This is a genomic window from Belnapia sp. F-4-1 (genome assembly GCF_000802185.1).
In the GTDB taxonomy this organism is placed as follows: Bacteria; Pseudomonadota; Alphaproteobacteria; order Acetobacterales; family Acetobacteraceae; genus Belnapia.
In genome coordinates, this window is record NZ_KN676113.1 from 289,964 (window position 1) to 311,013 (window position 21,050).

The window sequence follows — 21,050 nt, forward strand, 5'->3', positions numbered from 1 at the left end:
GTCGTGACATTCTGTTCATCACGCCGGTGTGGCGTCCAGGCGGGCGACGTTCGCCGTCTCGCCAAACGCGTTCGCCAGATTGCTGTGCCGGCCGCACCTGGCGGCGTCAGGAAGTTCTGCGGAAGGGGATGATCAGAATCTCCTGACCAAGCAGCTCCTCTCCGAGCACGCGAGCGTACGAAGGCTCCTAAGACCCTTGAACAGCGGCTGCGGGATGTCCGGCCCGCCTTCGAGAGCGAAGATGAACTAACGTGTTTCGGCTCACACCCATTGGCCAAGGTTGGCCGGAAGCGGACCGGCTGCTACCGCATGTTCGATGACTGAACGCGGCGGTTGCTGGTCGCTAGCTTCGTCAGTCGTGCACCATCATCCGGCTCAGCGTGACGGGCTGCGCATCCGCTTCGAAGCCGTTCGGCTGACTTGCGAACGAAGCCAGTCTGCTGCGGCCTGAACATGCGCCCCAGCATCTCGATCAGAGCGCTGCACGATGTGATAGGTGTGACCGGCTATGCTCGGACCAAACGGCTGCACCAGGTGGCCTGCGTCCATCTCGCTTTCCACGAGAGCCAAGCTGAGCAATGCGGCCCCTTGCCCCGCCACGGCGGCCTGAATCGCGTGGCTCTCATCGGAGAAGCGAAGCTGTGCGGATGACACCGGCTGCTCCAACTCGGCTGAGGCAAACCATTGGTTCCAGGTCGGGTTCAGCGGATGATTCCATCGCCACCTGAAGTGGATCAAAGGCACCTTGGCCAGATCCTCCGGCGCAGTGATGCCGAGCGCTGGACTGATGACCGGTGCGTACTGGTCCGCAAACATCGGCTCGACCGCCATCCCCGGGTAGGGTCCACGCCCGTAGCGGATGGCCAGATCAATGCCGCTGGCAGCGAGATCGACGATCTCGTCCGAGGCGTGCAGGTGCAGGTCGATCTGCGGATGACGGGCCTGGAACTCCGACACCTTCGGGACCAGCCAGCGTGAGGTGAAGGCCACGGTAGCGGAGATGGTGACCTGCGGCCTTCTCTTGGCTTGCGCCAGCGTCTCGAACACCGCCTGGAACGCATCGAAGCCGTCCCGTAGCACCGGGTAGACCTGAGCACCGGCTTCGGTGAGGACGACCTTCCGGACCTCGCGGTTGAACAACCTCAGACCGGTCTGTTCCTCGAGCTGACGGATCTGGTGGCTGATGGCGGTAGGGGTGACGGCGAGTTCCATGGCTGCCCGCTTGAAGCTGCCGTGCCGGGCGGCCGCCTCGAAGGCGCGAAGAGTGGAAAGCGAAGGCAGACGCCGCATGGCCATGAATGAATACAGCTCATCTGACAGCTGACGAATAGCCATTTGTCCCGCATGTCGCCAGGGAGCATGTGGTGTCCAGCAGACAACACCGGGACGGGCCGAGCTCGTCTTCACGAAGGATATGAGAAGATGCTGGAACGCGTGGTCACCACCCCCGACAACTATGAACCCTTCCTGCTGTCCCAGGGCATCAGGTTCGGCGACCTTCTCTTCATCTCCGGCCAGGCCGGCGCCGGCGACGACGGCAAGATCGTCGACGGAGGCTTCCGGGCACAGGGCGAGCAGGCCTTCGCCAACCTTCGGCGGGCGCTGGAAGCGGGCGGGTCGAGCCTGAAGGACGTCATCAAGGTGACGATTTTCGTGACCGACATGGCCAACTTCGGGGAGGTGGTGGAACTCCGCAGGGCATTCTTTTCCCCCCCGTATCCGGCCGACACAATCGCGGAGATCAAGGCCCTCTACGATCCGGCGGCCCTCATCGAGATCGAGGCGATCGCGGCCGTCCACATTGCGGAGAAGGCGTGAGATGCGCACCGCAGACAAGGCCCATCCTATCGTCGACGCAGCGGCAGCCTCCTTGTTTCAGCCACTGTCACTCGGCGGATTGGTTCTACCGAACCGCCTGGCGGTGGCGCCGATGACACGCGTCAGCGCCGACGAGGACGGCCGTGCGTCCGCGCGGATGGCCCATTACTATGAGCGTTTCGCACGCGGCGGTTTCGGCATGGTCGTGACAGAGGGCATCTACACCGACCAGCAGTTCTCGCAGGGGTACCGATTCCAGCCCGGCATGAGTGACGATGGCCAGGCGGATAGCTGGAAGCCGGTGCTATTCGGCATCCAGGCGCACGGCGTCCCGGTCGTGGCCCAGCTCATGCACGCCGGCGCCATCAGCCAGGGCAATCGTTTCCGGGAGGGCACGGTGGCCCCCTCGGTCATTCAACCGCAGGGCCGGCAGATGCCGTTCTACTACGGCACGGGCACCTACGGGAGGCCGTCGGCGATGACCGACGCCCAGATCGCCGACGCCGTGGCGGGGTTCGGCAACGCTGCAAAGCGCGCGGTCGCCGTAGCCGGGTTCGACGCCGTGGAGATCCACGGGGCGAATGGCTACCTGCTCGACCAGTTCATGACCGACTACACCAACGCCCGCGAGGACCGCTGGGGCGGCAGCACGCGAAGCCGCATCCGGCTCAGTCTCGAGGTGCTGAAAGAGGTGCGCCACCGGGTTGGCGCCGCCGTACCGGTTGGCGTCCGGATCTCGCAGGCCAAGGTGAACGACTTTTCCCACAAATGGCAGCGTGGAGAGGAGGACGCTGAGGTCATTTTCGGCAGCTTAGGCGATGCTGGCGTAGACTTCATCCACGTTACCGAGTTCGAGGCCTGGAAACCTGCCTTTGGCGACGCTGGCCCGACCCTGGTTCATCTGGCGAAAAAATACGCTCCAGCCGCGGCCGTCGTCGCCAACGGCAACCTGCACGAAGTTGGGAAAGCCATGTCTGCGCTGGGCGACGGCGCCGACATGGTGGCCTTCGGCAGAGGCGCTCTGGCCAACCCGGACCTGCCGAAGCGATTTGCAGCGCAGTTGCCTCTCCGGGACTTCGATCCGGTGATCCTCGGTCCTCTTGCCGATATCAAGGCCAGCGAACTGTCGCTGTGAAGGCCACCAGACGCGCATTCCGGGGCGGCCGGCGCTGCATATGCGCCATGCGGCGGCGGACGCTGGGCTTCAGGCCATAGGTCAGGAAGGTCCCGAGGCCCAGCGTCGTCACCGTCTTGCGGATCCGTCCGAACTGGCGCGTGATGACCGGGGCTCCGACCTTGGCGGTTGCCGCAGCGGCCTGTGCCGCCTCCCGCCTGAGCGAGCGCCATGGCGCCGATGAGTGGTGCGCCGAGCGCCGCAAAGACGAGGAAGCCGCGCCGGCCGGCGCTGGAGAGTTGACCAACTATCGGGTCGCCTGTCCGGTTTGGGTTTCGGAGAGTCGGAACTGCCAGGCCGCCGGGACCCAGGCGTAGCCCGCATCGGTCTTCCGCAGGCGGCCCAGGCCGGGAAAGGGATAGTGGAAGCCGAGCACGGGCATGCGGTCGGCCGCCGCCCGGTCGAAGAGGCTTCGGCGGGCAACCAGCGCAGCGCCCGGATCGCGGTCCGGGCCGGGGCGCCAGGGACGGTCCAGATTGACCACTGGATGATAGGCGAGGTCGGTGGTGAGCAGGAGCTGATCGGCGCCGGAGTGGACCAGGAAGGCCGCCATGCCGGGCGTGTGCCCAGGCGCCGCGATCGTGGCAAGACCCGGCAAGATTTCGGCACCGCCCTCGTACAGTTCGACCCCGGCGGCCACGGGCTCGACGCTGCGCTTGATGGCAGCGGCGAAGCGACGGCGGAAATCATCCGGCACGGGCATGTAGGACAGGTCCGGCTGGCCGCTCACGAAGAAGGCCCAATCGGCCCTGGGCGCAAAGATGGTGGCGCGCGGGAAAGCCCTGCCGCCATCGGCCGCGCGGAGATTGCCGACATGGTCGGGATGCATGTGCGAGATCACCACCGCGTCGATATCGGCTGGTGTCAGGCCGATGGCCGCGAGGTTGGCGAAGAGCCGGCTGCCATTCAGCCCCATGGTCTGCCCGGCGCCAGCTTCGAGCAGGATGCGCCGCCCTCCTGTCTCGATCAGTAAGGTGTTCAAGTTCAGGGTCAGGTGGTCGGTTGGCAGGAAGGCATCACGCAGCGCGTTCCTGAGCTCGTCCTCCGGCGCATCGATGGCATAGACCCGCGGTGGGCCGCCGATCAGCCCGTCGCTCAGCACCGTTGCGGCGATCTCGCCGACACGGAAGCGATAATGGCCGGCGTTGCTGGCAGCTGGGTCGAAGGGCTGGGCGACGGCCCGCCGGGCACCGCTGCGCCCGGACAAAAAAGAGGTCGCGCCGGCCATGGCGGTCAGCGCAGTCCTGCGGCGGCAACCCATCAGATCGTGCATGCGGCGTTTCCTCCGTTCTTCCTCGCGTCAGGCGGCCGGTGCGGCCTGGTGCGCCGGCTGCCTTGGCGCACTCCGAGATGACCCTGTCGACCTATGCGGATAACCGCTGCTAATCTGCGCGGCCTGGTAAGCAGGGCTTTGCAATGCGGCCGCCTCGCCTCGACAGCCTGGACGCCTTCGCGGCGGTCATCCGATGCGGCGGCTTCAGGGCGGCGGCGGCAGAGCGCGGGGTTTCGTCCTCGGCGCTGAGCCAGACGGTCGCCGCGCTGGAGGCGGCGCTCGGCATCCGGCTGCTGAACCGCACGACGCGGAGCGTCGCCCCGACCGAGGCCGGAGCGCGCCTGCTGGAGCGGCTTGTGCCGGCGCTGGACGACATCAAGCTGGCGGTCACCGAGCTCGACAGGTTGCGGAAGAGTCCCTCGGGCACCGTGCGCATCAATGCGCCCGGGCCGGCGGCGGATCATGTGCTCTGCCCCCTCGCCTTCGACTTCATGCGCATTCACCCGGAGGTAAGGGTCGAGATCGTCAGCGACGCCGCAATCGTGGACATCGTCGCACGCGGCTTCGACGCCGGCGTGCGGTTTGGAAAGGAGGTCGCCAAGGACATGATCGCGGTGCCGCTCGGGCCACCCCTGCGCTACACCATCGTCGCCTCGCCCGACTACATCCGGATGCGCGGCGCGCCCGACACGCCGCACGACCTCGTCCGGCACGCTTGCATCCGCCGCCGCTTCCCGGGCGGGCCCCTTGTCACCTGGCGCTTCGAGAAGGATGGCGATGCCCTCGACGTCACACCGGAAGGGCGCCTGACGCTCAGCTCGGCGCAGCAGGAGTTGCAGGCGGCCCTTGCCGGCCAGGGCATCGCGCATGTCTTCGAGGACTATGCGCAGGCGCATGTCGCGCGCGGCGAGCTGATCGAGCTGCTGCGCGACTGGAGCCCGCAGCTTCCAAGCTGGTTCCTCTACTACCCGAACCGGCGCCACGCCAGCGCCACCATGCGGGCCTTCCTGGACCACCTCCGCGCCTATGAATGGCGGGATGGTAGGCGCGATCCTGCAGCACCAGGCCGCGGTCGCAGGGCGGCGCTGCGCTGAGCCGACTGAGCGTGCGTGACGCCATGGCCCGCCTGTCCGCCGGTAGTGCCCTCGACGGCCGGCACCGCTCTGGCCGGCAGGATCACCCTCGCCCTCAGGCCGCGTAGAACGGTTCTCCAACGTGGCAGAGCCCTAATGCACGACCGCGACCGACCGCACGAACGCCAGGCCGAGCCCGATCCCACCCGTCGCGCGATATCCCGACGGCTCGCCGCGATAAAAGGGCTCGAAGGCACGCTCCAGCCCCTGCGGCGGTAGCTCTGGCCCGTCATCCTCGGTCTCCACCACTGCGGCACCATCCTGCCGGCTGAGTCGCACGCGCGCCGCCATGAGTGAAGGCGTTGGAGTCAGGTTGGTGAAGAGGCTGCGAAGCCCGATGTGATCGGCCGGCAGGATGACGTCCGGCCCCTCCTCCAGGCTGACCGCCGGCCGGTCTCGACCATGTCATCGGCGATGGTGGAAAGAAGGGAGCGCAACTCCTGCGGCTGCCTTGGGCGCGCAGCATGCGTCGCCTGTACGAACGACAGCACGCGCCGAGCATCTGCTGCACCTCCGCGATGTCAGCCGCGGCGCGGCTGCAGATCCACTCCGGTGTGCATTCTAGCCGGAAGACGAGGCGGGTAAGCGGAATGCACAGGTCGTGCCCAATCGCGCTCATGAGGTTCAGCCGGTCATCCAGGTAGCGGCCAAGGCGGCGCTTCATCTCGTTGAACGACAAGGCCACGCCCCGCAGCTCGCGCGGGTGTCGGCCCAGCCGCTCCACCGCCTTGGCGAAGTACCAGATCGGTTGCGACAACTGGCGAAAGACGACATAGGCGCAGGGAATGGCGAAGAGGATCGTGCACAGCACCCAGATCGCGGCCAGTGTCATCCAGCCGCGGACGATCGAGCCCGACGGGTTGACCACGCGCCAGCTTCCGTTCTCGAGCAGCCGCGCCAGGGTGATCCCGCCAGCGAAGTCCAGCGCCGCCGCCTTCTCGCCGACGGGGTCGGCACCGCCGTTCGCAAGCCGGTGTGCGGCGTAGCGAGTGCCTTTGAGCGCCTGCAGGACGGAGACGAACTGCACCCGCAACTCGTCGGCCGGCAGGCCGAGCCGCGCCACCGTCACGTCGCGCATCGCAGCGAGAAGCGTCTCCTGCGGCGGCACCTCCTGCGCCGGGATATTGCAGATCTCGACGCCGCACACCAAGCCGTCTTTCGTCCCGGCACCGGTGCCGTCACTCGCGCGTTGGTTGAGCTTAGGGTGGATCCCGCCCGGCTGGTGCTGGCGGAGGCAGACCCGAGCTTCTGCGCCCCGCGCCGCCGGCGCTGGCCCAGCGCGCGCCGACCTGCCGATAGAGCTGTTCGCATCGGTTCAGCCAAATGTCTCGGGCAAACAGACGAGCAACTCGCGCGAGCGCGATGCCACGAGGAATTTTAATAGCTAGTGGAATCGCCTGGGACAATGCCTTGGCCTCGTGGCTCGTGGCTCGTGGCTCGTGGCTCGTGGCTCGTGGCGAAGGCTTCGGCTTCGGCTTCGGCGACGACCTCGCGTGCGGCACCCACATCGAGGCCCGCAACCGGCATCCCGCAGGCCATCGCCTCAATGGCGACCAATCCGAATGGCTCATCCCAGCACGGAGTAAACAGGAACACCGAGGCACGCCCTATCTCCGCTGCAAGGATGGCGCTTCGGATATGGCCTCCGTAGCGGATTGCGCCACCCAGCAACGGCGCCACGGCCTCCTCCCAATAGGTCGGCTCCTCGATGGTGCCGAAGATAGTGAGCGGCAGACTCGGCATGCTCAGCCACACGAGCGTCCGCGTTTCAGCTTCTCGACGCCTGGTGTAACGCCGGCATTGATGTGAACCGTAAAGGACAGCACTACGACGTCGGCCTCGACGGATACCGACTTGGCGGCTCGCCGCGGGAGAACGACCTGGCGGCGGTGGCAGTGTGCGATCAGCAACGCGCCAAGTGTCTCAACAGGTATGTCGAAATCTGCCGTTCCATCGCCGACGGTCCATAACAAGGTAACCCGCTGCTGCGATGGAATCAGACGCACCATGTCGGGCTTTGCCTTAGGCAGGCCGAGAGCTGTGGCCCCATCGGCAACATCAACGAGGGCGGCCACGATGGCAGGCCGATCAAACGTAATCTCCCGTCGATCAATAATGCCCATCGGCGAGTCCTATTGGCCGGCGTGGTCGTCCGTTTGCACCAGGACACTGTCCCACCGCGTCTTTACTGCATCGTTAACAGCCCTCGCAGCTAGGCCGCTTTAACGTTTTGCTTACTGCGCACCGGACATATTGCAGTCATGCGAACGTCAACGGAATCGCTCGAGCCTGCCAGCTGCGCCGCGAGGAGCGGTGCGGGCTACATTGTTGAAGATCTCCGTCCGTCGACTTTTCTGGAGCGTGGCATCACAGCCCCCTTCACCACACCTTTTTTGCTCGGTTCACGCGTTCGCCCAGCCGCACGGGGCACGATCGAGCTCGTGGTACCAAACCCTGCCGGAGTTCGCGGTTCCTACGTGGTTCCCATTGGCGCTTTGAGTGAGGTTTGCGTTCCAACCTTGCATGACCGGCTGCTGTGCAAAGCGATCGAGGAAAGGCCGAACATCGCCCCAGCGACCATGCTCGCCCTGGCACGCTCGGTGACGAAGGAAGGGCTCGCAGGCGAAGCGGCAGCCAGCGCCGCAATCAGTGGCGAACAATTTGATCGCAGCCAGCGCGTCCTGACAAACTTTCGACTGCTCATTCACCTGGTCGAGCAAGTCGAACCACGCCACGAGAACCCCGTCCCTCCCGGGCAGGACACGCCGGCCAATGTCGAGCGGAGAGCCCGCCGCGCCATTGCGCGCACGGCCCCGGAGCTCGGCATCAGTGTCACCGACATGGTCGTCGCTTTGGAACAGCTTGCGGCGGTCTTTGCGCCCATCGGCTTCCGGGGCGATCCCACTCGTGCCAGATACCAACTCCAGCTCGAGGAGCTGCGGGCCCTAGCGTTGGAAACCACGGCCTGGTTGAGCAATGCGACGAGTGCCCAGGATGCAGGTGCCGCCTCTCTGGTGGTGCGCTCGGCAGAGATGACTGTGGAGCTGGGACGGCAACTGCTTTCCGGTCTGTTGGATTGCAGCATTGACATCTGCAGCATGGTTTGCCGCTGGACCCGAGACCGAGACGCCTTCCTCGAGCTTGCAGCCCGTCCTGCTTGGTTGCTCGACGGTTGGGCCACGCTGATCGGAATTTGGCGGACCGCGGGCAAGGACATCGCGGTAGCGGTGCGCGAGATGGCGATGTTGGTACCGACTATGCCGAAGGAAGTGAATGTCTGGACGGGATGTGACGACCGGCTATTTGACTTCACCACTCGGGCTCGGAGCCGATACGTCTTTCGCCTCGAAGAATGGCGCAATGGTGGCATCGTTGAAATAGTCGCCCGGAATGAGGCGCTGGTGGGCAAGATGATATGAGCGTCGCCGCTGAGGTCCGCGCGCTGAGCAGCTTGGTCAAGAGTGCCTCGGCTGAGCAGCTCGCTCAGATGATCGCTACGATTGATAAGCTTCCTGAACGGGGAAGCGTTGATCGCTTGATCGAAATCGTGCGGCCTCGCCTGCGCGACCTTGGCTTAGCTCGACCGATGCAGCTGGAACGGGTGTTGTTCACGCCACTTGACCCTCTGATTGTCCCGCCCAGCCGGTGGGCCCTGGACTCGCCTTACATACCACGCACAGCCCTGCTCCCTCTGGCCAACGCGGTCAAAGCGGGCCTCGGTTTGCGCGCCGAACACCTTGCCGCCGGCTGCGCAGATCGGACCATGGACGACGTCGTATCCGTCAGCACACTGGGCGCCGAATTATGGCCCGCAGCGGCCCGCGCCCTCCCGGGGGCACCACCTCCGTCGTGGCAGGACTCCGGGTTGCCAGAGCGAACCTATGATCCGCTCGCCAGTCGCTGCAAGGCTGGGTGGCGCCACGCAGTCGCCATTTGGCCAGCCTTGCACGCTGCGGCGGACGGCCCACCCCTTGCGGCAATCCACGAAGCTTTGATGGGCCCGATTGCAGAAGGCGGCGAGGTCTTCGAGGTCGCGCTGCGGATTCTGCTGAAAAACGCAGCCCGGCCGGCGACCGTGATCGGTGCAGCGCTCGAGTTAACGGCCAATGGAGGTAGGACGGTCGAGGTTGCCGACACCCTGTTCGATGAAGTGCTAGTATGCCGGTTGGCCATGATGAGCGATTTGAAGGCGGGTCCAGCCGAGAACGGCGATGCCAAGGCGATTGCCCAGGCCGCCACGTCAGCCTCGACGCTTCTGGAGGATATCGAGGCCTCCTCCTTGCTGAACAGGCGAGGTAGGCAAGCCAAGCTGCAGGCTCTCCGGTCGAGTTTAGACCTACATTGCCGCCAAGGGTTCGCTGCAGCGATGCGGCGCGGATTTCTGGAGAAAGCTGCGTCCCTGGATGATGGCGCGCGGGACCGCGCGGCGACGGTCAGCGAGTTGGAGTGCCAGGCCCGGGATTTGAAGCGGATTGAGCATAGCGGGCGGAAGTTCGCCAGCGCTGCCGGGCACTATTACGACGAAGCTTTGCGGTCGGCGGTGATGACGCTCGCAAACGGCTCGCGCGGCAGAAGCACGCACCGGCTGCAACACCATGAACTGCTGCGCCTTGCCGAAATCCTTCTCGGTCCGGATGCTGCCCTCGGCATGCTGGGTCCGCTGAGAACCCAACCAACACCTTTCTGAGTGGGCAGGGTCAAGAGCCGCGTGGCCCCGGTCGCAGGCACGTCAGGGGCCTCACGGGGCACCAACAGCCGACAGGCGGCTTTGTAAACGGCAGTAGCGCAGGCTGAGGCCGGTGGTTGGGCTGACCACTCCAAGGCGATGCTACGCACCTAAGCAGTCTCCTGCCTGACTGAAGCGCTTGTGTCTTCTTAAGCTGTACGGAGATGATTCAGATTCGCTTCAGACCATGCGGATGTCCAAGGCGCTGTCGCTTGTTTCGTGAGAACGTGTCGCGGCGGGGTCGTCCTACCCGGCGGCGGCGGTCCGCTTCAGAGTACGTGCGCCCAACGCGGTCTGCTGGGCGGCGTTGTTGTGGCAAGAGGGCTTGGTGGGGATCGACGTTCGGTGCAGATTGAGACCCACGCGGCGCTGATCCTTCGCTTTGTTGACCATAAATCGATCATGATGCTGCGGGAGATCCGGGCCGGGTTGGCTAAGGTTGGTGTGTCTGCTGGCTTCGGCACGCTCTGGCGCTTTTTCGGCCGTCACCGAATGACACGCAAAAAAGTCTGCTCACGCCGGGTGCAGAACCGGTCGGACGTCATGAGACAGTGCCGGACCTTATTCGAGACGAAGCTCGATCTCTATCCCAACCTTTCGGTATTTATCGATGAGGCCTGAGCCTCGACCAACATGGCCCGAATCCATGGTCGGGCACTTCGTGGGGAACGGCTGCGCGCCGCCATCCCACATAGTCATTGGTTGAAGACTATCTTCGTCGCTGGCTTGCGAGGCCTGCTCGATGGGGCCTGCTCGATCTGGCTCGAGGAGCCATGCGTTCGGATCACGGCCTGCCCCCACAGGCACTATGTCGCTCGGTCCAAAGCAACCGCTGCTCCAACAACCTGCAATGCCCGGCGTGGAAGTCGTGGGCGGAACGACCCAGTTGCCTTGCGGGAGCGCAGCGCGCGACTCGCCCGGACAGCCGATGTCGATCTGCCCAGGCGAGGCTCAGATCGGGCAGACGCCCGAGGCGCACTGGAGGTGGGCGAGGTCGATGGCCTCATGGAGAGACGGGTCGCGGATTCCCTCGACCAGCCCCGCGAAGCGGCCCATCGGCACCTCCTCCTCCGGCAGGTACTCGTAGCCCAGCGCGTGGTCTGGCCGGCTCGGCAGGATGGCGCAGCAGCGAATTCGCGGCTGGTGCTCCAGCAGCATGGCGCGGAACGCGTCGAGGTCGTATCGGTCGGTGTAGACCTTGAGCGTGTAGGAGACCTGGTTGCCCCGCTCGGCGCCGATCCAGTGCCGCTCCAGCAGCGCCAGCCAGCGGTACTGGTCCTCGGGCGAGGCATCCGGCGCGGTCACCAGGCGCTCGCCGATGCCCAGGCGCTGGATCAGCGGCAGGGTCGGGAAGCCCACGACGGACATGCCGGGGAAGGAGCGCAGCACTCGCACCGGGTAGCCGTGGGCCTCGTAGTCCGGCAGCAGCGAGTCGCCGTCGGCGGCCCAAGCGCCGGTGCCGTCGCGCGTACCCTTGAACTGGACCCAGCGAAGATACTGGCGCCGCGCGGGCAGGTGGGCGCCCTCGGTCAGGCCGAAGAGCTTGCTCGTCGTGCCAGCCGGCTTGACCGTGGTGACCGTCACCGGCGCCTCGAGGCCGAGTTCTGCGGCATAGGCGATGCCTTCCTCCTTCGCCGCCTCGGAGAGCCGCGCCAGCATGGCCCAGAACGGGGCGGAGCGCGCCTCGTCCAGCAGATCGCCGAAGCTGAGACCCCAGCGCATCCAGGCCCACTCGTGCAGGCCCGTCGGGCCGATGCCCATGCGGTTCGTGCGGCGAACCTCCTCGGCGTAGAGGGCGTCCATGGTGTTGGCGCGCATAAGGAAGCGGATGCCGAGCCGGACGCTGTCCTCGACCCGCGCGTCCCATTCGGCGGCGAGCTCGTCCGGCACGAGGCCGGGCGTCAGGGTGGCGAGATCGGCCGGGCAGGCGAAGAGCGGCGCGAAGTCGGCGATGACGCAGTAGCCGCCCGTGACATGCAGCGTGATCTCGCCGCAGGGGTTGGTGGTGACCGGGAAGCGCGCCGACTGCGCCCGGCGTGCCAGCTCGGCGAGCAGCGGCACGGCGAGGTCGGCCTGGTAGCGGGCGGAGCGCACGTCGCGCCCGTCCCCATGCACGGGCTTCCGCCAGGCGTTCCCCGTGCGCGCGTCCTCGAGCTTGTCGCCGTTGATGAAGCCGGGCTCGCCGTTGATGTAGGCGCAGCGCGTCGCCTCGTCGAACACCGCCAGCGCGTGGCGGGCCCAGGGATCGGCACTGCCCGCGCGGGCGGCGCGCACGCCCTCCCAGAACTCGGCGTCCACCATGACGGAGTTGTTGGCGGTCCATAGCCCGCCCTCGGACTTGGCGCGGATGAAGCGCAGGATGCCAGGGTCGCGCCAGGACTTGGTCGCCATGCGGGCGGCCCGGCGAGCGCCGCCCACCTGCACCTCGACCGAAAGGTAGTGGTCCACCAACAGCGCCTGCTCCCAGGGTTGCAGCGCCTCGTCATCGGCTGCGCGGTGCCGCGCCGGCTCGATCACCTGGCGGCGCAGGTTGACGAAGGCGCGCATGAGCGAGAGCGGGCCGGAGGCCGGCCGTCCCTGCATGCCTGCGATCGGGGCGCCGCGCCGGCGGATGGCCGAGAAGTCGAGTAGCAGGATGCGGTCGTCCGCGCCCTCGAAGGCCAGGCTCTCCAGCAGCTCGAGCGCCTTCCCCCAGCCCTCACGGCTGTCTGCGATCTCGTGGCGAATGGTGCCGGGCGCCGGTTCGGTGGCCTCGGCGAAGAACTCGCGGTCGATCCAGCCGCGCATCTCGGCCTCCTGCGCCTCCGAGAAGGCGTCGAGGCTGGTGCCCCAGGGCAGCAGGCCGAACTCGGCGCCGAAGCGGTGCAGGTCGGCGCGCGTGCGCGGCCTGTCGGGATGCGCCGGATCGAGGCGCAACAGCAGCCGTGGCGCCCGGCCCCAGTCCACCGCGACCAGCTCGTCATCGTAAGCCCGGCCGACCCCGCTGCCATTCAGCAGCAAGTAGAACAGGGTGAACGAGGCGTTCGCGGTCGAGCAGTTGGTGAAAACCTCCATGTTCCGCCCGGGCTGGTCAGCATCGCCGTGCTGCAGGTGCCGTCCGGAGGTGATGAGGGCTCCTGTGGCGATGGCATTGCGCAGCCGCGCCCGCTCGACCGGATCCGCCGCGTCGCCGAGCAGGGCCGTGTTGCCCGCGGCCACGCGGTCGGCAACGCGGCCGAAATCCTCACCGTCCCCGGCGCGGAACACGGTGCGCCGAGCGACGGCCACGCCCATGCCAGGGTCGAGGACACGGGCTGGCAACGGCAGGGTGCCGAAGCTCGCGCCGGGGCTCGGGGCATGCCGCGCCTCGGGGGCGCGGGAAAGATAACCATCCATCGGGGCGTCTCTGTCCTCGCCGGCCGCCACTGTCGGCGAGTCGGCAAAAACATAATATAGCGCCTACAGGCGACTGTCACCTACCATATATAGGGAACGCTGCGCCTGTACCAATCCCGGCAGGCAGTCAGCGAGCGTCGCGGCGTCGAGTTCCGCAAGGAATGCGGCTCGTCCCCGCGCAAGCACGCCGCGCAGGCGGCAGTCCGCCGAAAGGCAGCAGGCGCCGCCATCCGGCCGGAAGCACTCGACCAGCGCCTGCCCTTCCTCCAGCAGGCGGACCACCTGGCCGACGCGGATCTCCGCGGCCGGGCGAGCCAGCTGCACGCCCCCGCGGGCACCGCGGAGGGTTCGCACCAGCCCCGCCCCCGCCAGGTCCTGGATGATCTTGTGCAGGTGGTTACGGGGCGCGCCGACCTCGGCCGAGAGCCCCTCGGCCGTGCGCACCCGGCTGGGCTCGGCGGCGAGCCGCATCAGCAGGCGCAGGGCGACGTCGGTGGAAGCGAGCAGGCGCAACTGAGGGCTCCTCGAATCTGGTATTGACGATACCACAATCAGCGACGAAAATAAGTGGTGCTGGAGATGCAACTTTGATCGCGATCCCCGAAACTCCCGAGCGGCGTGCCGTCCTCACCCGCGAGGTGACCGCCCGCACGGGCCTGGACGCGGCCGCCATCGAATCCTTCCTCCGTGCCTTCTACGGCGCCGCCCGGCAGGATCCGCTGCTCGGCCCCGCCTTCGCCGACATCGCGGACTGGGACCGGCACATCGCCACCCTGGCACGCTTCTGGGGCTCGGTTGCGCTGATGACGGGCGACTACCACGGCCAGCCGATGCAGGCGCACGCGCACCTTGCGCTCACCCCGGACCATTTCGCCCGCTGGCTCACCCTCTTCGAGGCGACGGCGCGGGCGCATTTCACCGAGCAAGGCGCCGGGCACATGCTCGAGCGCGCTCGCCGGATCGCCCGCAGCCTTGAGATGGGGCTCATCCCCCTCGCGCTGCCGGCCAGAGGGCGCCAGACGGCGCCATGAGTGCAGCCATGACCGGGCCCCTCGCCCAGCCCGCCGACGCCGCCTGACGCGACGGCGGCCCTCCGGCGCCGCTGGCTCGACTTCCGAGGCGGCACGAGCACGACGGCCACGGAGCGCAGATCCAGGCGCCGGAGGCACTGACCGCGGGCGCCTGCAACACTTGGCGAGCGCTCCATTCCGGCACCTGCAAGCTGACGGACGACCCGATGGAGCACATCCGCTTGTCGAACAACGTCCTGTTCCCGCGCTTCGGGGCCTGAGCGGGGCGGCGTCCGTGCCCATCGGCGTGGTCACCGTCTCGGACCGCGCCAGCCGCGGCGAGACGAGGACAGGGGAGGCCCGGGCATCGAGGCCGCCCTCACCCGCATCCTCGCCACGCTCTGGCACCCGGTGCGGCGCCTGGTGGCGGGTGAGCGCGAGGCGATCGAGGTGGCGCCGCGCGACGTCACGCCCGAGGCCACCGAGGTAGTCTCGCTGCGCGCCGTGCCGACCGCGATCCTCTCGCGCCAGACGGCGGGCACGCGGGGGCGCAGCCTGATCGTCATTCTGCCCAGCACGCCCTCGGCCATCGCCGTGTGCCTGGATGCGGTCTTCCCGGCCATACCCTACTGCATCGACCTGATCGGCGGGCCGCGGCTGGAAACCGGCCCAGCCGCCTGCGTTGCCTTCCGGCCCAAGGGAGCCTGAGGGGACGCGCATGGGCGAGTGGGGCGAGTTCGCCAGAGCCTTCGGCTTATTCCTTCTCTCCCACGCCCTGCCCGCGCGCCCCGGGCTGCGCCGACGCCTTGCCAGGGTGCTCGGCGAGCGTGCCTACCTCACGCTCTACAGCCTCCTCTCGGTGGCGGCGCTCGCATGGTTGGTCGCGGCCGCCGGCCGGGCGCCGTACCTGGCGCTCTGGGACACGGCACCCTGGCAATGGTGGATGCCGAACCTCGCCATGCCGCCCGCCTGCCTGCTGGTGGCCTTCGGGACGGCCGCGCCCAACCCGCTCTCCCTCGGCGGCCGCATGGCCGGTTACGACCCGGAGCACCCGGGCATCGCGGGGTTCACTCGGCACCCGCTGCTCTGGGCCCTCGTGCTCTGGGCCGCGGCGCACGCTGTGCCGAACGGCGACCTCGCGCACCTGCTGCTGTTCGGCGGCTTCGCAGGGTTCGCGCTCCTCGGCATGCGCGCCCTCGACCGGCGCCGCAGGCGTCAGCTCGGCACGGAGGCCTGGGCGAGGCTCGCCCGCCGCACCGCCTTCTGGCCAGGCGCCGCGCTGGCGTCCGGACGGTGGCGGCCCGCCGCCCTTCCCTCTCCCCGGCGCTTGGTTGCGGCGACGCTGCTATGGCTTGCCCTTCTCGTGCTGCACGGGCCGGTCATCGGGGTCACGCCGTTGCCGCGCTAATCCCGGCGGATGGTGCCCCTCCGGATCCCCGCGCCTGGGCGCGATCTCGTCCTTCAGGCTCGCCTGCTCGCGGAGTTGGAAAGCAATGACGGCGCGGACACCGGACGGGTTGAAGTCGAGCGAGACGCTCCCGCCGGGGCCGAGGTCGCGAGTGAGCGCCCGCTCGAGGAGGCGCGTCCCGAACCCGTGCCGCTCGGGCCGCCCCGGCACGGGGGGACCTCCGGCCTCGCGCCACTCGACGATGGCCGTGCGGTCGGCCTCCCCCGCGCGGCAGGTGATCTCGACGCGTCCGCCCGGCGTGGACAGCGCGCCGTGCTTCGTCGCGTTGGTGGCCAGCTCGTGCAGGGCCATGACGAGCGCCTGGGCCTGGCCAGGGGCGGCGGGGGGAACCGTCGGCCCGCACCGGCACAGCACCTTGACCCGAGCGTCCGTTCCGCCAAGCCAGGGTGCGACGCCGGCACGGACGACGGCGACCAGCGCGGCTGGCTCCCAATGGAATGCGGCGAGGAGGTCGTGCGCTCGCGCAAGGGCCCGCAGCCGCGCGCCGAACTCCGAGGAGAACCGCGTGGGGTCTCCCCCCGCCTCCCCCCGCGCCGTCTGCAGGGCCAGCGACTGCACCGTGGCCAGCGCGTTCTTGGCGCGGTGGTTCAGCTCGGCCACCACGAGCCGCAACCGCCGTTCGCTCTCGAGCAGCGAGGCGGTCGCTGCGCGGCGGCGGCGCGCCTCGGCGCGCAACGCCTCCGCCACCTCGTCCGCCTCGGGCAATCCGGTGCCGCCCGGGTCGGCGACGCCGCCCGCATCGTCAGCCGAGGCCGCGATTCGGCGCAGCGCGGCGAACGGTCGGGTGACGGTCCCGGCCGCCCAGCGGGCCAGCGCCAGACCGGACGCGAGCAACAAGGCGCCGACCAGGAGCGAGACGATCGCCGCCGTCAGGGCCGGCCGGGTCAGTTCCGAGGTGGGCACCGCCACGATCACGCCCCAGCCCACCCCTGGCAGCCTGCTGTAGGCGGTCAGCACGGGAACGCCGTCAGGCGAGAGCGCCGCGACCACGCCCTCGGCCTGTCCGGCAGTCCACGTCGCCAGGAATTCGGGGGTCACCGATTGCCCGACGAATCGCTCGGGGTCGGGCTGGCGGGCGATGCGCACGCCCTTGCCGTCGATGACGCTGACGATCCACCCCTCGCGCAGCTTTTGCCGCCGGATGATGGCGTCGAAGGCGTCGGCGGAGGGGATCATCGCCAGCACGAGGTCGGGCTGCCCGCTGGGGCGCCTGACGGGCACCTCGATGGCGACGACGGGGCGGCGGAGCACCGGGCCGAAGTAGACATCCGAGACGGAAGGCCCACCCGCGGCGAGGGCGCGCCGCGGCGTCTGCCAATCCTGCCGGGGAAGCGCCTCGCCGGGCGGCAGCGCCGTGTTCATCAACTGCTGCCCATCCCCACGCCGCAAGAGCACGGTGGCCCCAGACAACTCGCTGGCGACGACATCCTCGGCCTGCTTGCGGAAGGCGGCCAGGTCGTCGGCCCTAAGCGCGCCCGACAGCGCGAGCACCCCGAGCGCCGCCGTGCGAGCCCGCAACTCCGCCTCGACCGCGCTGCCGATGGCGCGGGCAAGGTCGAGCGCCTGGGAGCTCGCCCGCTCGCGCTCGCGGGCATAGCCCAGGTACACGATGCCGAGGTCGTAGGCGCTGAGCGGGACCACCCCGGCCAGCACGAGGAGCGCCATGCGGGCGCGCAGCGTCAGGCGGCGCACGGTGGGCCAGTCTCGGCTATGGTCATTGCCTCTTTCCGGTACAACGCGCGGGCGGCGCCTGGAGCGGATCGATGCAGGGCGGCTTCGTCGATGGCATCAATCTGATCCCAGAACAAGAGCTTGGGGCAGTTCCGGTGAATCCGTTTGGACCGGAACTGACCTGGCCGTCGCCACGACCGACATCTTACATCCCTTGGCAGCTGCTCCCCAACCGGCGGCGTCGAGGAGGCCGCACGGCAGGTGGCCCTCCGGCCGCCAGATCGGCCGCTTCCATGTCAGCCGGGAGGTTGCGCCGGGCCGCGTCAGCCGTCGGTGATGTCCTCGATCCAGGTCAACGCCGCGACCGCGCGCGGAAAGCCGAGGGTCGGAACGGCCAGCAGCGCCACCTGCTTCAGCGCCTCCTTCGGCACCCCCTCCTCCAGCGCCCGGCGGCAATGCGAGTGGACGCCGCCCTCCGACCCCGCACCGATGGCAAGCGCCAGCTTCACCAGCCGGAGCGCCTCGCCCTCGACGGGCCCCGCCTTGGCGCAGGCTTCGCCGAGGGCGGCATAGGCCCGGTAGAGTTCCGGGTAGGCCCGTGCCACCTGCCCCGCCGCGGCGGGAAGTTCCTCGTTCTGCTGCACCGGTTCCGTCTCCCGTTCCCCAAACGCCGCGAGCAACGCGCCAGGGTCAGCCAGGCTTCCCGTCCGCCCGCGGCCGCAGCAGCATCGGCCCGTGCGCCAGCAGGAACAGCCCGAAGGCCAGCACCCAAAGCGCCCCAGCGGCGGCATAGGGCAGCAGGACCCAGGCCACATTCATGGCAGGCGCGGCGATGAGCGGGTGGGCGGTGTGGCCACGCGTGGCCCGGGGCATGACCGCCAGGGTCATCAGGCCAACGGTGCCGATCCCCTGCAGGTGCAGCCAGTCCGCCGCCCATTCGGCACCGCCCAGCAGGCAGGCCGCCTTCACCGCCAGGGCCAGCGGCAGCATCAGGTAGGCGAGGTGCAGCACCGCGAGGATCAGGCGCCCAAGCGTCCGCAGCCCCTGCCAGCGGGATTCTTGCGGTGCTGCGCATGCAGGGTGCGCGGCACGCCGGAGGCGTCGTAGGCGACGAGGCGTAAGTAAAGCGAGCACCCTCGTCCTTGATGTGAACGGGCCGCTCGGCAGCGAGCCAGCGGACAGTATGAGGCAATCTGATGGAATGTCGCCGCAACCCGCCACCGACCCTGGGAACCGCTTTTCCGTGAAGATTATTAGGCTCCGAACTCAATCAGGTTCATCCGCGAGGATGGCAGCGATGGCGATGGCTGAGGCGTTTTGGCGGCGAGCCTGCCGTATCGGGCATGGATACGGCGCCAGTCCTTCAGCCGTCCGATAGTGCGCTCGATGATGTTGCGGGCCTTTCGGCACTACCTGGGCAGTCTGAAGTCAGGCGGCGGTTTGAGCTTGCGCCGCCAGTGCTGGCATCGGATCGGCGTAGTCCTGTGCGGGATCTATTGCATATGGGAGATGCGTCCGACGCCACATTTAACGACATGGTTTGGCCGAAGGCAGCTCCTTCGCTTTGGGATTTCGGCCAGAGCGAGAGAGCTGTGCGAAGCACGAAGCAGGCTCAGCGAAGCTCGGCGTTGGTGTCATCCACGGCCATCTGGCTAGCGTTCAAAAGCAGATGCCGGGCGGGAGGATTCCCTCAAGGCCTACGCGGCTCGCTTGTGTCCACGGCCCGTTGATAAGCGACAAGGTCGAGGAAAGCCTCGGCCTCCACGACCATGTCGTCCCTCATCCGGAAGATCCAGACGAACTGGTTGCCGTAGGCACCACCCGAGGTGGTCGTCGCACTCGCCTCGAAGCGGATGATGACCGTGTCGTCGACGGCCCAGATATGATGAACCCGTGGGACGAGCGGCGTCGCGAGCCGGCTGATAAGAGGAAGCGACGCGCGCTCGACGAAATCCTCGCGGCTCCGATAGGTACCCGCGACCGGGCCAGAGCCATGGATGGTCCAGACCACATCAGGCGCGAGCAGCTGGGCGAAGACATTGTTGCCCGCCCTCCATCCCTCGAAGGCCTGCCGCACGGTCTCCTTGTTGCGGGATGCTGCTGTATCCGCGGCCGCCACGGGCGCCGCAGCAATTGCGAGCGCCAGCGCGGCACCCGCAAACGGTCGAACCAAGCTTCTTAGGTGCATGACATCACCTCTCCAGTTGCAGGACACCGCAGCCATCGTGCCCGAACAGGGGCACCGCGTGATCAAGGGAGCGACGTGGCCTGGCCCGGCTGCACCCGCCGGCGCAGCACCATGCCGCCGTGATGAAGGGTATCTCCTTCGACGAAGTCGCCATCGGCAGTGAAGCCGGTGTCGTCCCAATACTCGATGTGGGTGCCGGTCACCTCGTAGCGGCCCCGGTACGCACTCTCGCGCGTGCCGCGCGCCTCGTCGTAACGTCCATTCGGCAACAGCTCGTGCCGCACTCGCCCGTCATCGGTGACCCACATGCCGACATAGGGATGCGCCGGCCGCGCCGCGCCCTGTTCGGCTGCCGCAGGGATGGAGAACATCATGGCCAGGCCCGCCGCCGCTGCGCCAAGGCCGCGCATCAATGCGCCGCCCGGGTTGGACGCACCACGATCTCGTTAACGTCCACCTGCTCAGGCTGCTCCAGCGCGAAGCGCACGGCGCGGCCGATGGCATCTGGCTGGATCGCAACGGCACGATAGGTCCTCATGGCCTCCGCCGCTGCGGGGTCGGTGATCGTGTCAGCAAGTTCGCTTTCCACCACGCCCGGATGGATGCAGGTGACGCGAATGTCGCTGCGCTCCTGGCGCAGGCCATCCGATATCGCACGCACGGCAAATTTGGTGGCGCAATATACTGCCGCCGTCGGTGAAACAGTGAGTGCGCCCACCGAAGCGATGTTGACGACGTGGCCAGAGCCGCGTGCCGTCATCTCGGGCAGCACGGCGGCAATGCCGTAAAGCACGCCCTTGATGTTCACATCCACCATCCGCTCCCATTCCTCGACCTTGACCGAAGCCATGAGCGACAGCGGCATCACCCCGGCGTTGTTGACGATCGCATCCACGCGGCCGAATGCCTCGCGCCCCGCCTGGGCGAAGGCCTCGACGCTGGCACGATCCGTCACGTCGAGTTGACGTGTCAGGATGCGGGCACCAGTGCCGTGCAGTTCTTCCGCCAGCACCTCCAAGCGTTCCGTGCGACGGGCGCCGAGCACCAGCGTTGCACCGGCCGCCGCAAGTTCCTTGGCGATGCCGAGCCCGATGCCGCTGGAGGCGCCGGTAATAAGAACGACTTTTTCAAGAGCCATAGCAGCTTCTCCCATTTGACTGGTGCGATTCCGCTCCCTGCTGGCAGGACCAGGCGGCATCGCTCGGTTGGGCAGA

At 67.9% G+C, this 21,050-nt stretch carries 23 protein-coding genes; 9 read left to right on the plus strand and 14 right to left on the minus strand.

Features of this window, described 5'->3' with window-relative positions:
* Positions 1-375: 375 nt before the first annotated feature.
* On the minus strand, positions 376-1,335 hold the full coding sequence (gene gcvA / locus LH62_RS01625) for a transcriptional regulator GcvA (RefSeq protein WP_236552441.1): 960 nt from the start codon (positions 1,333-1,335) through the stop codon (positions 376-378).
* An 87-nt stretch (positions 1,336-1,422) separates the two neighbouring features.
* On the opposite strand from gcvA, the gene LH62_RS01630 reads away from it, so the two are divergent.
* Together LH62_RS01630 and LH62_RS01635 are read left to right on the plus strand one after the other, a co-directional pair.
* Positions 1,423-1,818, plus strand: coding sequence for a RidA family protein (locus LH62_RS01630; protein ID WP_043358835.1), 396 nt, complete (start codon positions 1,423-1,425; stop codon positions 1,816-1,818).
* Position 1,819: 1 nt separating this feature from the next.
* Entirely contained in the window at positions 1,820-2,953 is a 1,134-nt protein-coding gene (locus LH62_RS01635) for an NADH:flavin oxidoreductase (RefSeq protein ID WP_052213584.1), read from the plus strand.
* A gap of 286 nt (positions 2,954-3,239) precedes the next feature.
* Here the strand turns inward: LH62_RS01635 and LH62_RS01640 are convergent, their stop codons facing one another.
* A complete protein-coding gene (locus tag LH62_RS01640) occupies positions 3,240-4,265 on the minus strand; it encodes an MBL fold metallo-hydrolase (RefSeq protein ID WP_052213585.1) in 1,026 nt (341 codons plus the stop codon).
* A gap of 143 nt (positions 4,266-4,408) precedes the next feature.
* Here LH62_RS01640 and LH62_RS01645 point away from each other — a divergent pair, with 143 nt between their 5' ends.
* Entirely contained in the window at positions 4,409-5,359 is a 951-nt protein-coding gene (locus LH62_RS01645) for a LysR family transcriptional regulator (RefSeq protein WP_043358836.1), read from the plus strand.
* Positions 5,360-5,491: 132 nt separating this feature from the next.
* Here LH62_RS01645 and LH62_RS28910 read toward each other — a convergent pair whose 3' ends face one another.
* From LH62_RS28910 to LH62_RS30080, 4 genes are all read right to left on the minus strand, one after another.
* Positions 5,492-5,647, minus strand: a complete 156-nt coding sequence (locus tag LH62_RS28910; RefSeq protein ID WP_160299759.1) for an ATP-binding protein — start codon at positions 5,645-5,647, stop codon at positions 5,492-5,494.
* Positions 5,628-6,548, minus strand: coding sequence for a hypothetical protein (locus tag LH62_RS27950; protein WP_052213586.1), 921 nt, complete (start codon positions 6,546-6,548; stop codon positions 5,628-5,630). The genes LH62_RS28910 and LH62_RS27950 overlap by 20 nt, the downstream gene beginning before the upstream one ends.
* 227 nt (positions 6,549-6,775) lie before the next feature.
* Entirely contained in the window at positions 6,776-7,141 is a 366-nt protein-coding gene (locus LH62_RS01655) for a glycosyltransferase (protein ID WP_201445402.1), read from the minus strand.
* Between the two features lie 2 nt (positions 7,142-7,143).
* The gene (locus LH62_RS30080; protein ID WP_144404339.1) at positions 7,144-7,521 is read right to left on the minus strand and encodes a hypothetical protein; all 378 of its coding nucleotides are present in this window, start codon (positions 7,519-7,521) and stop codon (positions 7,144-7,146) included.
* Between the two features lie 396 nt (positions 7,522-7,917).
* Between LH62_RS30080 and LH62_RS01660 the strand changes: the two genes are divergently transcribed.
* From LH62_RS01660 to LH62_RS01670, 3 genes are all read left to right on the plus strand, one after another.
* Positions 7,918-8,817: a hypothetical protein gene (locus LH62_RS01660; protein WP_144404340.1), complete on the plus strand. Its 900-nt coding sequence runs from the start codon at positions 7,918-7,920 to the stop codon at positions 8,815-8,817.
* Positions 8,814-10,085 carry a hypothetical protein gene (locus tag LH62_RS30085; RefSeq protein WP_144404341.1) on the plus strand — a complete coding sequence of 424 codons (1,272 nt, stop codon included), beginning with the start codon at positions 8,814-8,816 and terminating at the stop codon, positions 10,083-10,085. Before LH62_RS01660 ends, LH62_RS30085 begins: the two co-directional genes overlap by 4 nt.
* A gap of 384 nt (positions 10,086-10,469) precedes the next feature.
* Positions 10,470-10,745 carry a hypothetical protein gene (locus LH62_RS01670; protein ID WP_052213588.1) on the plus strand — a complete coding sequence of 92 codons (276 nt, stop codon included), beginning with the start codon at positions 10,470-10,472 and terminating at the stop codon, positions 10,743-10,745.
* 330 nt (positions 10,746-11,075) lie between these two features.
* Here LH62_RS01670 and LH62_RS01675 read toward each other — a convergent pair whose 3' ends face one another.
* Positions 11,076-13,499: a recombinase gene (locus LH62_RS01675; RefSeq protein WP_043358841.1), complete on the minus strand. Its 2,424-nt coding sequence runs from the start codon at positions 13,497-13,499 to the stop codon at positions 11,076-11,078.
* A gap of 63 nt (positions 13,500-13,562) precedes the next feature.
* A complete protein-coding gene (locus LH62_RS01680) occupies positions 13,563-14,012 on the minus strand; it encodes an Rrf2 family transcriptional regulator (protein WP_043358843.1) in 450 nt (149 codons plus the stop codon).
* 74 nt (positions 14,013-14,086) lie between these two features.
* On the opposite strand from LH62_RS01680, the gene LH62_RS01685 reads away from it, so the two are divergent.
* The 3 genes from LH62_RS01685 (at position 14,087) to LH62_RS01695 (ending at position 15,917) form a co-directional block, all read left to right on the plus strand.
* On the plus strand, positions 14,087-14,530 hold the full coding sequence (locus LH62_RS01685) for a group III truncated hemoglobin (protein WP_043358844.1): 444 nt from the start codon (positions 14,087-14,089) through the stop codon (positions 14,528-14,530).
* Positions 14,531-14,920: 390 nt separating this feature from the next.
* Complete coding sequence (locus LH62_RS01690) at positions 14,921-15,217, plus strand: hypothetical protein (RefSeq protein WP_236552442.1); 297 nt, start codon at positions 14,921-14,923, stop codon at positions 15,215-15,217.
* A gap of 10 nt (positions 15,218-15,227) precedes the next feature.
* Positions 15,228-15,917, plus strand: coding sequence for an NnrU family protein (locus LH62_RS01695; protein ID WP_043358846.1), 690 nt, complete (start codon positions 15,228-15,230; stop codon positions 15,915-15,917).
* Here the strand turns inward: LH62_RS01695 and LH62_RS01700 are convergent.
* From LH62_RS01700 to LH62_RS01725, 6 genes are all read right to left on the minus strand, one after another.
* Complete coding sequence (locus LH62_RS01700; protein ID WP_043358852.1) at positions 15,855-17,669, minus strand: sensor histidine kinase; 1,815 nt, start codon at positions 17,667-17,669, stop codon at positions 15,855-15,857. The two genes, LH62_RS01695 and LH62_RS01700, sit on opposite strands and share 63 nt — an antisense overlap.
* Positions 17,670-17,971: 302 nt before the next feature.
* On the minus strand, positions 17,972-18,292 hold the full coding sequence (locus LH62_RS01705; RefSeq protein WP_201445403.1) for a carboxymuconolactone decarboxylase family protein: 321 nt from the start codon (positions 18,290-18,292) through the stop codon (positions 17,972-17,974).
* A 46-nt stretch (positions 18,293-18,338) separates the two neighbouring features.
* On the minus strand, positions 18,339-18,869 hold the full coding sequence (locus LH62_RS28915) for an NnrS family protein (RefSeq protein WP_369796736.1): 531 nt from the start codon (positions 18,867-18,869) through the stop codon (positions 18,339-18,341).
* Positions 18,870-19,338: 469 nt separating this feature from the next.
* Positions 19,339-19,725, minus strand: a complete 387-nt coding sequence (locus LH62_RS01715; RefSeq protein ID WP_201445404.1) for a nuclear transport factor 2 family protein — start codon at positions 19,723-19,725, stop codon at positions 19,339-19,341.
* A 173-nt stretch (positions 19,726-19,898) separates the two neighbouring features.
* On the minus strand, positions 19,899-20,246 hold the full coding sequence (locus LH62_RS01720; RefSeq protein ID WP_082012296.1) for an Atu4866 domain-containing protein: 348 nt from the start codon (positions 20,244-20,246) through the stop codon (positions 19,899-19,901).
* The gene (locus LH62_RS01725; RefSeq protein WP_043358859.1) at positions 20,246-20,974 is read right to left on the minus strand and encodes an SDR family oxidoreductase; all 729 of its coding nucleotides are present in this window, start codon (positions 20,972-20,974) and stop codon (positions 20,246-20,248) included. The genes LH62_RS01720 and LH62_RS01725 overlap by 1 nt, the downstream gene beginning before the upstream one ends.
* Positions 20,975-21,050 lie beyond the last annotated feature (76 nt).